This window comes from Corynebacterium minutissimum (genome assembly GCF_000805675.1).
In the GTDB taxonomy this organism is placed as follows: Bacteria; Actinomycetota; Actinomycetes; order Mycobacteriales; family Mycobacteriaceae; genus Corynebacterium; species Corynebacterium minutissimum.
On record NZ_JSEF01000006.1, the window covers coordinates 241,992 to 257,885 of the forward strand.

The 15,894-nt window shown below is 58.2% G+C and carries 9 protein-coding genes; 6 read left to right on the plus strand and 3 right to left on the minus strand.

The window, feature by feature from the left end:
• The first annotated feature begins 25 nt into the window (after positions 1–25).
• The 5 genes from NX84_RS04225 to NX84_RS04245 all read left to right on the plus strand — a co-directional run bounded on the left by NX84_RS04225 (position 26) and on the right by NX84_RS04245 (position 11,831).
• A complete protein-coding gene (locus tag NX84_RS04225; RefSeq protein ID WP_039674090.1) occupies positions 26–6,715 on the plus strand; it encodes a DEAD/DEAH box helicase in 6,690 nt (2,229 codons plus the stop codon).
• 28 nt (positions 6,716–6,743) lie between these two features.
• Entirely contained in the window at positions 6,744–9,047 is a 2,304-nt protein-coding gene (locus NX84_RS04230; protein WP_039674093.1) for a 3'-5' exonuclease, read from the plus strand.
• A 114-nt stretch (positions 9,048–9,161) separates the two neighbouring features.
• Positions 9,162–10,106, plus strand: a complete 945-nt coding sequence (locus tag NX84_RS04235; protein WP_039674095.1) for a dihydrodipicolinate synthase family protein — start codon at positions 9,162–9,164, stop codon at positions 10,104–10,106.
• Between the two features lie 31 nt (positions 10,107–10,137).
• The gene (locus NX84_RS04240) at positions 10,138–11,079 is read left to right on the plus strand and encodes an ROK family protein (protein WP_039674097.1); all 942 of its coding nucleotides are present in this window, start codon (positions 10,138–10,140) and stop codon (positions 11,077–11,079) included.
• 41 nt (positions 11,080–11,120) lie between these two features.
• Positions 11,121–11,831, plus strand: a complete 711-nt coding sequence (locus tag NX84_RS04245; protein WP_039674099.1) for an N-acetylmannosamine-6-phosphate 2-epimerase — start codon at positions 11,121–11,123, stop codon at positions 11,829–11,831.
• Between the two features lie 9 nt (positions 11,832–11,840).
• Here the strand turns inward: NX84_RS04245 and NX84_RS04250 are convergent, their stop codons facing one another.
• Positions 11,841–12,557 carry a FadR/GntR family transcriptional regulator gene (locus NX84_RS04250; protein ID WP_039674101.1) on the minus strand — a complete coding sequence of 239 codons (717 nt, stop codon included), beginning with the start codon at positions 12,555–12,557 and terminating at the stop codon, positions 11,841–11,843.
• Between the two features lie 238 nt (positions 12,558–12,795).
• Here NX84_RS04250 and NX84_RS04255 point away from each other — a divergent pair, with 238 nt between their 5' ends.
• Positions 12,796–14,295, plus strand: a complete 1,500-nt coding sequence (locus NX84_RS04255; protein WP_039674103.1) for a sodium:solute symporter family protein — start codon at positions 12,796–12,798, stop codon at positions 14,293–14,295.
• A 68-nt stretch (positions 14,296–14,363) separates the two neighbouring features.
• Here the strand turns inward: NX84_RS04255 and NX84_RS04260 are convergent, their stop codons facing one another.
• Positions 14,364–14,858, minus strand: a complete 495-nt coding sequence (locus NX84_RS04260; RefSeq protein WP_039674105.1) for a DUF4411 family protein — start codon at positions 14,856–14,858, stop codon at positions 14,364–14,366.
• Positions 14,855–15,730 carry an ImmA/IrrE family metallo-endopeptidase gene (locus NX84_RS04265; protein ID WP_169744704.1) on the minus strand — a complete coding sequence of 292 codons (876 nt, stop codon included), beginning with the start codon at positions 15,728–15,730 and terminating at the stop codon, positions 14,855–14,857. The genes NX84_RS04260 and NX84_RS04265 overlap by 4 nt, the downstream gene beginning before the upstream one ends.
• Positions 15,731–15,894 lie beyond the last annotated feature (164 nt).

Consider the following 15,894-nt stretch of genomic DNA (forward strand, 5'->3'; position numbering starts at 1 on the left):
ACCGAAAGTATTGAAGTAGCACCTTATGTCGAGTCTCATCCCTACGTACGCCTCCAACCACATTGTTGATGGATTGTCGGAGTACCTCACCACGACGTTCTCCCTGGCAGAGGACCTGACCTCCCAGCAGCTGCGGGAGTTCCTTAACGATCCGCAGGGCGGTATGTTCTACGGACCGTATGTGCGCACGCGCTTGCCGTATGCACCGGCGAAGTCATGGGATGGGATTTTGGGCTGGCTGCCGTCAGGCTTCAAGCCTTATCGTCACCAGGCTGAGGCATTCGAGCGGTTGTCTTCGTTTGATTACTCGACGGGTTCGAGGCGTCGACCGTCGCCCACGTTGGTGGTGACGGGTACGGGTTCGGGTAAGACGGAGTCCTTCCTTTATCCGATTCTGGATCACTGCCGCCGTTCTAATAGCAGCGGAATCAAGGCGTTGATTTTGTACCCGATGAATGCGCTGGCATCCGATCAGGAACGCCGTTTGGCCAAGCTGTTGCATGCCGAGGCTGAGCTCGCCGGGGTGACGGCGGGTATCTACACCGGCGAGGTGGTTTCTGGTGGACGCAGGAAAGTATCGAAGGATGGTCTGATTTCTGACCGTTCGGTGTTGCGGGATACCCCGCCGGATATCTTGCTGACGAACTACAAGATGCTGGACCAGTTGCTGCTGCGCGAGCAAGACCGCGAGCTGTGGGAGAAGTCCGCGCAGTCCTTGCAGTACTTGGTGCTGGATGAGTTTCACACCTATGACGCGGCCCAGGGCACCGATGTGGCGATGTTGCTGCGCCGACTGGGATTGATGCTCAAGAAGTACCAGCCCGAGGGTTTCCTTTCGCCTGAGGATTCAAAGCGCCCTTTGGGTAAGTTGACGCCGGTGGCTACATCCGCAACGTTGGGGGATAAGAGCGCCGAAAGTGCCAAAGGTTCCGAAGTCGCCGAGGGCACCGGTGCTGAATCGGCGGCACCTCATAGCGATATGTTGTCGTTTGCTTACACGGTTTTCGGTGAGCAGATGCCTCCGGACGCGGTGGTGAGTGAAACGCTCATGACGGTGGAGGAGTGGCAACTGACAGTTGTGCCGTTGATGGAGAAGCTCGCTGGCGTTCAATTCGTCGATCTCGATGGAGAGGAATCGAAAGAGTCCGTCTCAAAGGATATGCTTCCGCCGTTTACCCCGACACCGTCGGTTGAAGTAATGCAAACAGTTGTCGATGAGGTCGTTGCTGCTATTGCAGGGGATATAGACCCAGACAAATCATCTTCGTCGTTCAAGAGTGCGGTGTATACCGCTATGGGGGAGCATGTCTTCGGTGCTTTCCCGGACCTGGCCATCTCAGCTATGGGGATGGCCGGTAATGAATTGGTGTGCGCGATTTTGCGTGAGGCAGCCACGCCGGTGCCGTTGGAGCACAGTGAGGCCGGTGTTCCGGGTACTGATATTACAGCGGTGCCGCCCCTAGTGGAGCGAGTATTCCCAGCGTCAGTGCTGCGTAACCACCGCGAACTAGCAGTGGAGTTCTTGTCACTCGTGTTGGCGTTTATGGCCCACATTCGTGCCGCGGCCGGTGAGTTGCTGGGCTGGGACGGAAAGAAGTTCCCTGGCGTGGAGCTGCACCTGTGGGTGCGTGAAATCTCCCGCATCGATAGGGCAGTGGCGTCATCGTCGCGTTCTTCGGTGTTCAGGTGGTCCGACGATGGCGGAATGGGAGCGCACAAAGTTCAGACTGCAGGCGATGCTCCCAAGGCATGGTTGCCAGCGATCTACTGCCGCCACTGTGGGCGTTCCGGATGGATGTTGGCGGAGCAGCCTGGTGGCGATACGTATGTCACCGCACCACAGGAGATCCGCCGCATTGCTATCAGTGCCCCGGAGCGCCAGCGTCCACTCATCGATGCCACGAGTGAGGTGGCACAGGGCGTTACGCGCGCGGAGGGCGAGAGCTCCCGCGTGGCGTGGTTGAACCTGGACCTGCCGGGTCTGACACCGCAGGCACCGGATGCGGAGACTATGGAGGAGTCCCCCGTGGTACCGGTGCTCGTTTATTCCGGCGAGGATGCGGAAGAGCGCGCGAAGGCGCAACAGTGCCCGTCCTGTGGTGAAGACGATGCGATGCGCTTCTTGGGTTCTTCGGTCGCTACGTTGCTCTCAGTAGCGTTGAGCAACCTCTTCGGTATGGATGATCTGGATTCCGCGGAGAAGAAGACTCTGGTCTTCGCGGACTCTGTGCAGGATGCCGCGCACCGCGCTGGCTTCGTGCAAAGCCGTGCGCGAGCTTTCGCGCTGCGTGCGCGTATTTGGCGAGCGGTTCGCTCTTTTGCTGAATCCTCTGAATCGGATTCGTCGTTTGAAACGACGGCAGGTTCTTCGTCGTCTAGCGCGGTACTGTCCTCACATTCCTCGCTGTCCGCAGGTGTGCGGTTGTCGGAAGTTGCTTCGAGGATGGTGGAGCATGCGCGCGAGGAGTCGGAGCCGGCGGTGCGGGCGAGGGCGCTCTATGAGTTGTTGCCCCCGCAGTTGAAGGAGTCGCCGCGCTACCGGGCGGTGTGGGAGAAGGGCGCTGGTGCTGCTGAGCAGCGGCGTGCGCTGGCGGCGTTGCAGTCGCGCTTGGATTTGGACCTGGCGCTGCAGTTTGGTGACCGGGTGGATCTGCCGCGCTCGTTGGTGACTACCGGGACACTGTCAGTGTCAGTGGGAGTCGATGATGCGGTGCTGCTGTCGGCGGCGCGTGCAGTGGCGGGGACTCTGGCCACAGATGCGGAACTGCTGGCGTGGGCGCGCGGTGTGGTGGAGTACATGCGCATTGCCGGTGGTATTGCACATCCGTGGCTCAAGGAATACCTGCGCCAGGACTGCAACCCGTGGTTGCTTAATCGCCGTCAGGCGCGTGTGAAGGGAATCCCTGCGTTCGTGCGCGGTGGTGCGCCGAAGTTCCCGCGTGCGGGGGCGGCGCTCACGGGGGCGTTGGGCAAGCGCGATAATAACGCCACGATGCCGCTGGACTCCCAGAAGGGCTGGTACGCACGGTGGACGAAGGCGGCGCTGGGAGCTTCGACAAGCAGCGCGTTTGATGCAGCCAACCAGGTGGCGGAGTTGTTCAAGCAGCTCGAGTTCGAGGAAGTGGTGTTCTCCGTGCCGACGGCTACGGGCGGGCGCGTGTATGCGCTGGAGCCGGAGAACATCATTGTGCGCGAAGAAGCTGAGCCGGGGCTGTTGGAATGCCCGGTGTGCCACCTGCGCGTGGGCGTGGATGCCGCAGCGCGTGAGGCGATGTCTTCGGTGGCGTGCTTTACGTTGTCCTGTACCGGGCACTTCGTGCCTGTGGGCGTGGAGGATAACTACTACCAGCAGCTCTATCGCACCACGAATACCCGCACCGTGGTGGCGGAAGAGCACACGGGCCTGGTGCCTACTCCTCGGCGTAAGGAGTTGGAGGATGAGTTCAAGCGGCCCTTTGCGGAGCAGTCAGCCTCCGCGCCGAACGTGCTCGTGGCCACCCCGACCTTGGAGATGGGCATCGACATCGGTGACCTGTCCACGGTGATGCTGTCCTCCATGCCGCACACGGTGGCCAGCTACGTGCAGCGCGTGGGACGCGCCGGGCGTTTGACGGGTAACTCGCTCATCGTCGCACTCGTGCGCGGGCGCGGGCGTGCCCTGACCACCTTGGAACACCCGCTGGAGACCATCGCTGGTTCGGTGACGGCACCCGCGGCGTATCTGTCCGCGCGCGATATTATGCACCGTCAGTTCGTTGCCTATCTGCTGGATAGCACTGATGTGGCGGGCTCGGTGGAGCAGCTGCGCAGCGCGCGCGATGTGTTTACGTACGCCAGCTACTCCGTGGTGGATGCGCTGGTTGAGCTCTCACCCTCGGTGGTGTTGGCGGCCTATGAGCGTTTTGCTTCTACGGTGGCGCAGCATGCTTCGGCGGAGGTGTTGGATGAGCTGCGCGGCTGGTGTTTGCCGGGTGAGGATGGTGCTGCGTCCGGCATGGTGGCGGATTTGCAATCGGCACGCGAGCGCTGGGGTGCAACACAGAAGCTGCTTCTGTCCCGCCGGGAGGTGCTGAGCAAGCGCGTGACGGAGTTGAAGGCACGCGTGGAGGCCTCCGCGGTGGAGGATGATGAGCTGAAGAACCAGTTTGATGCCACGGTGGCTTCCCAGAGGTTTGTGCGCAAGCAGCTGGAGGACCACGCCGATGAGTATTGGATTAGCGCTTTGGAGCGCTTCGGGCTGTTGCCGAACTTTACGTTGTTGGATGATGCCGTGGAGTTCAACCTGGCTGTCTCCTCCTTCAACGAGGAGGTGCAGAAGTTTGAGACGGAGACCTATAGCTATAGCCGCGGGGTTTCCTCCGCGCTGACGGAGCTAGCCCCCGGCAATACCTTCTACGTGCAGGGAGTGGGCGCGAAGGTGGACTCGGTGGAGTTGGGTGAGCACCACTCGGCGCTGACGCAATGGCGCCTGTGCCCGGAGTGCTCTTACTCGGAGGCCACCGGTGCGGTGCTTTCCAGCGATGAGGAAGTAGCCGTGGCCGCCCCGCGCGTCGGTGCGTGCCCGGAGTGTGGGTCGAAGGGCTTTGCGGATAGGAACCAGCTCATTGATGTGGTGGAGATGACCAAGGTCTATGCCACCGTGGACGCGGCGCGTTCCGCCATCAATGACATCACCGATGACCGCACCTCACTGCGCTTCCAAACGCAGCTGAGTTTTGATGTGCCCGAGGGCGGGCGCGGTAAGGCCTGGTACCTGTCTGATTCCGGCTTCGGTATGGAGTACCTGGCGCACGTGGAGATGCGCTGGCTGAACCTGGGCCGCATGGGAGGTGGCAGCCCGCGCACCTTTGCAGCAGTTGAGCGCGAGGCACCGCTGTTCCGCGTGTGCGAGCGCTGCGGGCACTTGGATTCAGATGTGGGCGCTAACCGTTGGCAGGACCACGCGCCGTGGTGCGAATACCGCAATGCGGCCGAGGAGCACTCCATCAGCTTTGCACTGGGACGCAGCCTGGGCACGCAGGCAGTCCTCGTGCATCTGCCGACGTTGTTGGGCATGGTGGAGTCCACCACGCTGCCTTCGTTGGTGGCTGCGTTGAAGCTCGGCTTCAAGGAGTACCTGGGCGGCAACCCGGATCACTTGGACGTGGAGCCGGTGCGCGTGGATTCCGATGGCAGCCCGGTGGATATGTTGCTTATTCATGACACCGTGCCGGGAGGTACTGGTTACCTGGCGCAGTTCACGGAACCGGCGCATGTGCGCCAGATGCTGCTCGTGGCCTATCGCCGCCTGGCCTCCTGCCACTGCGCTGAGGAAGTGCGGCAGTGCTGCCCGTCGTGTTTGCTGCCCTTTGCACGCAGCAGCCAGATTCCGCAGACCTCCCGTGAGGCTGCGGTGGTAGCACTGCGCAAGATCCTTGCCGATGACCTCCATGTCTCAACCGATGCCGATCCGGCTTCCTTTAGCTGGGAAGGCCATCTCACCGAGGAGCGCCCGGAGCGCAGCGAGCAGTCCAAGCTGGAGCAGCGCTTTGTGGAGCAGCTGCGCGCAGACTTGAAGGAGCTTGGCGCCACGGTGGTGGAATCCATGAAGGGCAACCACGCGCAGTGGGATATCAGCTTTGAAGGCTCGCGCCACGATTGGGTCATGGAGGAACAAAAGCAGATTGGTGGCACCATCCCGGACTTTGTTTTCTCTACGCGTGATAACGCCATCCGTGACATTGCCGTCTACCTCGATGGTGCGGCCTTCCACGCCAGCGTGGTGCATAACCGCGTCAAGGATGACTTTGATAAGCGCAATGGTTTGTACGAGTTGGGTTATCTGCCGTGGTCGCTGACGTGGCAGGACATCGATGCCCGGCAGGCAACAGTACGCAACGAGCCGGTGGATCCGCCCGCCTGGGTGAGCCCGCAGCTGCGACCACCGTTGGCGAAGAAGCATAATGCTTCCCAAGAACTGTTGAACCGGGTGGACGAGGATCCACTGACTTTGCTTCTCACACTGCTTATGAAGCCGTTGGAGAATTGGGCGATCTTGAGCACGTCCGCCTTAGTAGAAGCATCCATGGGTGGAAAACAGCTGCGTGATGGTTTCGAGAACACTTACCTTGGCACGGTCACCGCGAGCGTAGGCGACACGTATCGCCGCCTGAGTTTCGATGCCAGCACTGTCTCCGAGGACTTAGACGGGTGGCGGTTGTTCTTAGGCTTGAGCAATCTGGCCTTCCTAGACCCTGACTTCGCACAGGTGGATGTCAAGGAATCCGTGCTGGAGGATCTGGTGGCGCGTGACGCGCAGCCGGTTGTCCCACCGCCTGCCCAGGCTGGAGCTGAGCGTGTGCTGCGTGTTGTGGAGGATCCCGCGACGACTTCGACTCCTGTTGTTCCTGCGGTGCAGGCTGATTCTGCAGCTGCAGCATCGGTTTCGCCTGGGTGGGCCGAGGCGTTGGATGCCTTCGCCGACGAGCCGGAGGTACATGTAGCGCTGCGCGCGATGGCGGCGGCAAGCTTGCCCGAGCCGGATGCTGACTCTGTCGGTGGTGAGGTTTCCGGCATCCCGGTGGTGGCGCAGTGGCCACAGCACAAGGTGGTGGTGCTCTTTGCCGAGGATGTTGACGACCTGCGTGAAGACTTCGAGGCTGAAGGATATGCAGTCTTCGGCGCTGATTTCGAATCCGTTCCTGATTCCCTAACCGCGGCGCTGAGCGCCTCCTGATTCGCTGATTAAAGAAGAGAGGAAAGCAATGGCAACGAGCCTGTCCTTCTACCGCCGCATTGAGGACCGCTACAACCTGGGAAACCAGATCTTTGAGTTCTGCAACAAGCTGGTGGAGGATCCCACGAACCCTTCGCTGCACGTGGAGCCCATCAAGGATGCGGCGGATAAGCGCGTGCGCACCGCGCGGGTAAACCGCAAGTACCGCGCGGTGCTCTTCGAACTGCACGACGGCAACGACACCATGTTCGTGCTCATTGACATTCTCAACCACGATGATGCTTATGCGCTGGCGACGTCTAAGACACTGGTGGTTAACGAGGTCTCCGGTGTGCCGGCACTGGTGGATGCCACCGCACCGGAAGTTGCGGTGGCGATGTCGCAGGCGGAGATTGAATCGCGCGCCAAACGCTTGGCAGCCGAGCAGCTTGCTGCGGAGGCAGCGGCGGCTGCAGCGACGGATTCTTCGGCCGCACCGATGCAGGAGGATGCGCCTTCGGCAGATGCCGCTGATGACGGTGAGGACGTGCGGCCGTGGGATGCGGTGGGCGTCGCCAAGCATGAGCTCACCGATGAACTGGGCCTGTCGCCGCAGACAGTGGCGCTGCTGGAGCAGGCAGACTCCGTGGAGGACTTAGAAAGTTCGTTGGTGACCGCGCCGTCGTGGGAGCACGATGCGGTGCTGGGCTTGCTGTCCGGGATGAGCATTGCTGAGGTCCGCGAGGACCTAGGGCTGGTTGAGCCAGCGATGGCGGATACAAGCTCCGATAAGGCGCTGGTGGACGGTATCAAATCCCCGGCTGCCCGGATGGACTTTGCCATCGACCCCGGTGAGGAAGAGCTGGCTGCCATCCTCACAAGCTCCTTTGCCGAGTGGCGAGTGTTCCTGCACCCGAGCCAGCGTCGCGCGGTCGAGGCCGAGCACTCGGGTTCCGCGCGCATCACGGGTGGTGCCGGTACTGGTAAGACCGTGGTGGTGGTGCACCGCACGAAGCACCTGCTGCAGAAGAACCCGCGGGCGCGCGTCTTTTTGACCACGTACACGCGTGAGCTGGCCAATGCGCTCAAGACGCAGATGAATGAGCTATACCCAACTTTCCCGGAGGCCTCCGTGCATGGCGCGCCGGGGTTGTGGATTAGTGGTGTTGACGCGCTCGTCTTCGACGTGCTGTCTAATGCGCAGGCAACAGAACGCGCTGCCGCGATGGCTGCGGTGCTCAACATCGATGCGGACTTTGTGCCCCGTGGTTTGGAGGGCGTGGAGGAAAAGCGGCAGTGGCAGGAGGCTGCGGAGCTCAAAGGTAGCTCCCTGCCGCGGGAGAAATCCCATCCGACGTTCCTGGCGCAGGAGTACTCGGCGGTGATCCTCACGCAGGGAATTACCGATGAAAAGACCTACTTGCGTGCGCGGCGCACGGGGCGCGGCACGCCGCTGAACCGTGCTGAGCGCAAGGCGGTATGGGCGATTGTGGAGTACTTCCATGCGGCGTGTGCCTCCATTGAGAAGCTGACCTATGCGGCTGCGGCGGCGGTGGCTGCGCACATTGTGGAGCACCGCACTGGTACGGAGGGCATGTTTGATCACGTGCTTATCGACGAAGCCCAGGACTTCCACGCCGGCCACTGGAAATTCCTGCGGGCGGTGGCCAAGCGCGGGCCGAATGACATCTTCATTGCGGAGGATTCGCACCAGCGTATTTACGGGCAGCGATTGGTGCTGCGCAATTACGGGATTGAAACGCGTGGACGTGCCTCTACGAAGCTGCGCGTGAATTACCGCACGACCAGGCAGAACCTGGGCTATGCTACGGCGATTCTGGAGGGGACCGAGTGGGTTGACTCCGAGGAGGACCAGGATGATTTGCATGGCTACCACTCGGTGCGCCGGGGACCTGCGCCGGTTGTGCTGAATTCCGAGAGCAAAGCGGAAGAAGCTGAGGCGTTGGCGGCGCGTATCCAGGATTGGGCATCCGGGGAGGAGGACGTCTCCATCGGCGTGCTGACCCGCACCAACGCGCGCAAGGACGAGATTGCCACGCAGCTGGGTGAGCTAGGCGTGGCGGTGAGCACTGGGCGGCGCACCTCCCGGGAGCGCCCAGTGGCGGTGATGACGATGCACAACGCGAAGGGCTTGGAGTTCACGCATGTTGTTCTGCTCGACGTAAGCAGGGAGGCGCTGCCGCAGCGCTACCTCATGAAGGGCCTAGCCCCGGCCGAGGCCGACGAGGCGCTGCAGCGTGAGCGCGCGTTGCTTTACGTGGCGGCCTCGCGCGCCCGCGATGTGCTTCTGGTGAGCGTGGTGGGAGAGGCTTCAGAGTTGTTGCCGGGGTAGGTTAGTCGGCGTTTTGCTTCGCTTCTTTTCGCTAGAAGGAACTGCATCGCAATCGTAGGAGACGTATGATGTCTTATGACTCCAGTACGAAGGAGAATGGGAAGGTTTCCAAACATGACTGCAAGCACACAGCTCTTGCGTGGCGTGGTGCCACCGCTGCTGACCCCGTTTAAAGAGGACTACTCCGTCGACACCGATACCCTCAAGCGCCAGGCTGAGCGGCTTATCAAAGCTGGTGTTCATGGCCTGTTCGTTCTCGGCTCTTCAGGTGAGGTAGCTTTCCTCACTCGAGAGCAGCGCAAGGAAGTCATTGCAACGGTTGTGGAACAAGCTCAAGGGCGCGTTCCGGTAATCGCAGGCGTGATTGATATGACGGCTCCGCGAGTAATCGAGCACATTGAAGATGCCGTCGCGCTCGGGGTTCAGGGGCTAGTTGCCACTGCGCCTTTTTATGTTCGTACTCACGATGTAGAAATTGCTGAGCACTTCCGACTTCTTCATGAAGCCGCGCCAGAGACCCCTATCTACGCGTACAACATTCCGGTCAGCGTTCACTCCGTGCTGGATATTGCTACTCTTATTTCCCTCGCCAAGGAAGGCGTGATTGCCGGTGTCAAGGATTCTGGCGGCAATGATGGATACACGCGTGCTCTGATTAGCGCCCGCAACAAGGCTGGGGTGAAAGACTTTGTGGTCTTGACCGGCTCGGAAACTACAGTCGACTTTGCTTACCTGGCAGGTGCCGATGGCGTGGTACCTGGTCTGGGCAACGTGGACCCAGTTTCCTACGTGAAGCTGCATGAGCTCCTAGTGGACGGAGCGTATGCAGAGGCTGCGGAATTGCAGTCTAAGATTTGTGATCTTTTCACCATCGTTGGTGTTGGTGACGGCACGCGCATGGGCGGAAGCTCGCAGGGCCTCGGCAGCTTCAAGGCAGCACTTCACCACCTGGGTGTCTTTCCGTCGGGGCTGATGTCCCGTCCTCATGTCGCTCTGAACGATGAGGAGCAGGCCAAGATTCATGAGATCGTCGATGCCGCTCAGGTGATCGAGCCCTAAATTCGCTGAACTACGACGAAACGAGTGAAGAGTGACTAGTACCCTTGCGCTTGATGTCGGTGCAACAAAGATTGGTTGGGGCTTCGTGACTGATGAAGACCCAACACAAGCAGTAGCACTGGGAAAGATTCCTACACAGCCAGCCGGGGCTTCGCCACAGGAGCAGATCAAGAAGACTATTCAGCTGGCGTTGGAGGAATCGGGCATTGCCCCGGCGAGAATCGGCATTGGCTCGCCAGGAGTGATTCAGGCACCTGAGGGACTCGTCACCTACAACGGAGACACCATCAAGAACTGGGCTGGTACCAACCTTCGTGAGGTTGCGAAAGAGGTTGTTGACCTCCCGTGTGCTGTTCATAACGATGTGAGGGTCTGGGCGTACGGAGAGCTAATGCTCGGAGCGGCGAGAGACTTCCGATCAGGCCGGGTCTTGTACCTTTCGTTGGGAACTGGTGTCGGTGGTGCGGTAAGTGACAACGGGAGTCTGCTTAGCGGACCTACCGGATCGGCCGGAGAGTTTTCGGAACTCTTGTGCGCTGATTTTCGGGGCTGTGCGGACCGCGCCGAGAACATCATGAGCGGCAATAGCCTGGCTGCGTATTATGAAGAATTTTCTGCGAACCCCGCAAGCGAGCGGGTGCAGTGGAAGCAGCGAGATCAGTTAGCGCTTCCCCTCGAAAAGGTCGTGGAAAGAATGAACCAAGGAGACGAACTCGCTTCCCGGATTATTCGAGGCAATTCCTATGGCCTTGGCCGCGCGGTGGCTGGTCTTGTTTCAGGGCTCGATCTCGATGCCGTGGTTTTAGGCGGCGGTGTGTGCCAGATTGGGGCTGCTGTGGAAGAACCATTCCGTCAGGCCATAGAGGATTTCGCGTTGAAGCCGAATCGCTCCGTTGCAGTTCGGGTTACTGAATCCCCGGCGACAGCACCGTTAGTCGGCGCAGCGGCTTTTGCTCGAGACAACGCTTTTTAGCACCGTTTATCTGCGATATTTCCAGAAGAAGGCTCAGGTATATGTTTAGGTTTAAGAGTAGTGAACTGGCGGAACGCCGAGAAGAAGTTCACGACATGATTCGGAACTCGGTGATTGTCTCGGTGCAAGCGCCAGATGGCCACCCGATGCGAGACACACACACCTTGACGCATGTCGCTCGTGCGTGCGTTGAGGGCGGAAGCCGCGCAATCCGGTGTGGCGGGTACGGGGGTATCAAGGATGTCGAGGCAATCGCGGCCGCAGTAGATGTACCGGTTTTCGGCCTGACAAAAGAGGGAAGTGAGGGGGTTTATATCACTCCAACTGTAGAGTCCATACGCCAATTGGCTGAGGCAGGGGCAGCTGTTATCTGTGCGGATGCTACGGATCGCTCTCGGCCTGATGGCTCAAGCTTCTCCGATCTTGTCGCCGAGTGCCACCGGCTGAATGTTCTGTCGATGGCTGACTGCTCTACCCCGGAAGAAATGCAGCGAGCCCACCAAGCGGGGGCGGATATCATTTCAACGACGCTGGCTGGCTATACAGAGTTCCGGACGAAGACCGAAGGTCCGGATCTTGAATGCTTGGCAGAGGGGCGACGGCTCTGCGGTGAGGATGCCTTTGTGATCGGCGAAGGCAGGTTTGCCTCGCGCGATGATGTGGCTGCAGGAAAACGCGCCGGCGCCGATGCAATCATCATTGGCACTGCCATCACAGATCCTGCGTGGATTACGCGGAGCTTTAATAGCTGACGCGGACTGTCACAGCGAAGTCAGTAGGGGCTCGTAATGCCTGAGCACAGACTCTTGGTATTTCTTCAGGTCGTTGTCCTGTAGAGCATCGACGATGTCTTGGTGCGCGCGAACCGTCCTGCTGAAGTCCTGTGGTTCTTCCAGTTTGCGAAGTGGAATGACGTTCATGTGCACTTGCCAAAAGGCATCATTGAGCTCACGGATAATCGGGTTATCTATTTCGGAAAGCAGAACCTGATGAAACTCCCGATCCTCTTCGGCAAAGTTGAGACCTTGCTCCCGTTTGGCTGACATCTTTTCAACGATGGCGCTCAACTGATCTAGCTTGGCGGGGTCGGGTTTGGTTGTGATTTCTTGCCCGATAGCAAGATCAATTGCCTGCCGAATCTCCACTACATTACGAAGTGTTTCAAGGTTGTCGTCAGCGTCGAGAGTCGCTCGAAAAATGAGGCCTTGAACAAGTGCTTTCAGTGACGTGCTGGAGACAAAGGTTCCTGTTCCGTGCCTGACTTCGACGATATCTAATGTCGTTAGGATTCTGATGGCCTCGCGGACGGAGGAACGAGAGAAACCGAGTTCTTCACAGAGCTCGGATTCGGTTGGCAAAGTGTCCCCAGGCTTGAGAGCGTTATCCCGAATGAATTTTTTTATGCCTTCTACGGCCTGCTGTGTGGTTGAGGCAGGGCGATGCTCGGCTTCGCTGAAACCCCACGTTCCGGTATGCACTGGCTACTCCCTCTTTTCTTTCCATCCATCTTAAGTCTCCCACCTCGGCTGGATTTCAAGAATGAACGCTGCCGAGGGAGGAAGCCTCTTATCTGACAGGCAGGGTGTAAGTGCTTTATCTTAAATCCCTTCACACATCAGACGTCTGATGTATTGTATCTTTCAACATGCTTTGTTGCACAGGCGAATTGGAGAGTGATTTAGCTCTCTGTACTGAAAGCCCTGAAGGGAAGGTCAAATGCAATCGTTCGGAACACTCAACTGGATAGTTCTGCTCCTCTACCTCCTCGGAATGCTGCTCGTCGGCGCTTATTTTGCGCGTAGGGCCGGCAATGATCAGGAAGAATTCTTCAAAGCGGGTGGCAGGATTCCTGGCTGGGCTGCGGGATTCTCCATCTATGCAACGACGCTGTCTGCCATCACATTTATGTCTACACCGGAAAAGGCATATCTGACTGACTGGGCCTACTCGGCTGGAAATCTCGCAATTTTTGCGATTGTTCCAATCTTGATTGGCTACTACGTCCCGTTCTTTAGGAAACTGGATGTCACGACGGCATACGAATACCTTGAGGAGAGGTTCTCCGTTGCCCTCCGAGTTCTTGGCTCGCTCCTCTTCGTTCTGTATCACGTTGGGCGTATTGCCATCGTTATCTATTTGCCAACATTGGCGATCACGTCGGTGACAGATATCAATCCGCTGGTCGTCGCTTTGTTTGTAGGCGTTCTTTGCGTTGTATACACCTTCCTAGGAGGTATGGAAGGCGTAATTTGGTCTGATGTAATTCAGGGCATCTTGCTGTTGGCTGGTGCTGCCGTAGTAGTACTCACGGCGATGGCCATGACTCCCGATGGATTTAGCGGTGCTGTGGTGAACGCTGCGGAAGAGGGGAAATTCTATTCAGCGGATAACTTCACCACCAATGCTGTCTTCACCTCGATACCGTTCATCTTCATTGGAAATGTCCTGAACAGCTTGCATCAGTACACTTCATCGCAAGATGTCGTTCAGCGTTACCAAACGACTCCTACGATCCAAGCGACGAAGAAGTCTCTCATTGTCAACGGAATTCTGGCGCTCTTAACGATTCCGCTGTTCTACGGGATGGGTACGGCTTTGTATAACTTCTACGAAGCGAAGGGCGGTCTGCCGGAGGGAGTCAATACTTCTGCAGTAGTTCCGTATTTCATTCTTTCGGAGTTGCCTGCGGGCATTGCCGGGCTATTGATTGCTGCAATCTTGGCAGCTGCGCAATCGACAATTTCCTCCTCGCTTAACTCGATTTCCGCGTGCGTTGTCGCGGATATCTTTAACCGTTTCTCGGCAAAGGAAGCGTCGGTTGCTTTCTCACGCTTAGTCATCATTGCCGCCGGAACCTTCGGGCTGGCCGTCGCGCTGTATCTCATCATCACCAACCAGTCGGACCTGTGGGACCTGTTCCTCGCGATTACTGGTCTTTTTGGAGTGCCGCTCACTGCGGTATTTGTCTTGGGTATCTTTACGAAGGCCGCAAATTCCAATGGCGTTCTCATCGGGCTCATTTGCGGAGCGATTGCAGCGTACTTTGCTGGAAAGCTGGACCAGGGCCCATTCTTGGTCTCGATCGTTGCCTTTGCAGGAACTCTTGTTATCGGCTACTTGGCATCCTTCATGTTCCGGAAACCTGATGAGCACGACATCACAGGGTTGACCATCTATGGCAAGAACCTTGAGTACACGCGCCGTAGTACGGTATAAATCTGTTCTTTCACCGTGCTGAGGGGGGCAGAGCTAACTTACACCTCGGCGCGGTTATTAGCCTCTAATCAATAACAGATTCCCTGCGACCGAAGGAAATCCAAGTAAGTGGAGCAGTGAACGCCTAATGCAGCAGCCGCGTCAGGGAGCTTGACTCTGTTGACTCTGCGCGGTTGGGATTTCTCATCGGTAATGATTGAGAGCTCTCGGGCATGGGCGGAGGCCACGAGCCATGAGTCCGCAGCATCATTGAGAAATTCTTGTATTGCAGCTTCTTCGAACTGGGGCTCACGCTCGAAAGCTACCCATGTAGACAGGAGACGGTATGACTCAACCTCGGCATTGTTTACGTGCAGAATTTGGTCATGAGGGACAAAGTCCTGGAACCACTCTGAGACGAAATCTTGTCTTCGTTCCAGTTCTTCTTGAACAGTGTCGTGGAAGAAGAACGTTTTGGCGGTCACGAAGTTTTCGAAAGAGTCCCAATAGCTTGGAAATACGTCGCGAGGATACACTCGAACCGCGTTGATAACGATATTGGAATCGATGAAGTAGCGCGTCATGGCAGTCTCTGGTACTGGTCAACCAGAGCATCTATAGTGCTGACTTTCTTGATTCCAAGCTGACGGGACGCTTCGCGTTCGCCGATTCTGCCTTCGGTGAGCGCTCCAGTGACTGCTTCGAGAAAACGCCCGCCCAGACGGGAACGCAGACCGAGAGTGAAGTCGCCGCCGCCAGACTGCCTTGTTGTCGCTGGGCGTGGGGATTCCTGGAGGAATCGCTGACCAGCTTCACGGGAGAGTACACCATTACCTACGAGGATCCATACTGTGACGTCGCGGCTTACTCCGAAAGCTTTGTACGCCCACCGACACACTGCTTCTAAGTCTTTGGTTTCGGACCATTGTTTGAGCGTGTCCTCGGTAGAGACAAGCAGCTTCGCGGCGAATTGATTGCACCAACGTTCGACGGCGCGCTGGTTGAAATGACCACCGGAAACTCCTTGCTCGCCTAGAAGAATGTGTCCGAACTCGTGGGCCAAACTAAACAGTTTTCCTACACCGGAGTCCGCACCGTTAATGAAAATGAGGCCGTAAGAATTTCGGATCAACGTAAATCCACGGAACTCAGCAGCATCAAGTTTCTGGTGAGTGTTATTGCCCACGATGGAGCTACGCATGACCAAAATCCCGGTGCGCTCAATAGTATCAGTGAGGATTGCCACGCGATCTCGGCTTCCTTCTTGCTTACCCGGCCCCCAGCCCAGTAGACCGTACGCCCACTCCGTAGCTTGAGATACGGGAGTTTTCGTAGAAAAGCGGCCGATAAAGCTAGGTGCCGGAATACCGTTAGCAAGGGCATCTTCCGCGTACCACTCTAGGCGCCGCTCGCAGGCATAAATCGTCTGCTCAAGTGCCGGGCTGAATTCGGACAACGGAGAGCTTCCGGGGGTCCTGAAGTCAGGAAGCTGAGGGGTGCGCCTGAGGGGTTCTTCGAGAAGCAGGTAGCCAAAAGGGATTCCCGCAAGCTTGGCTAGTTTCTGAGCTTGTCTGAACGTTGGGGTGCTTTCACCTACTAGCCAAGAGCGCAAAGCACGGA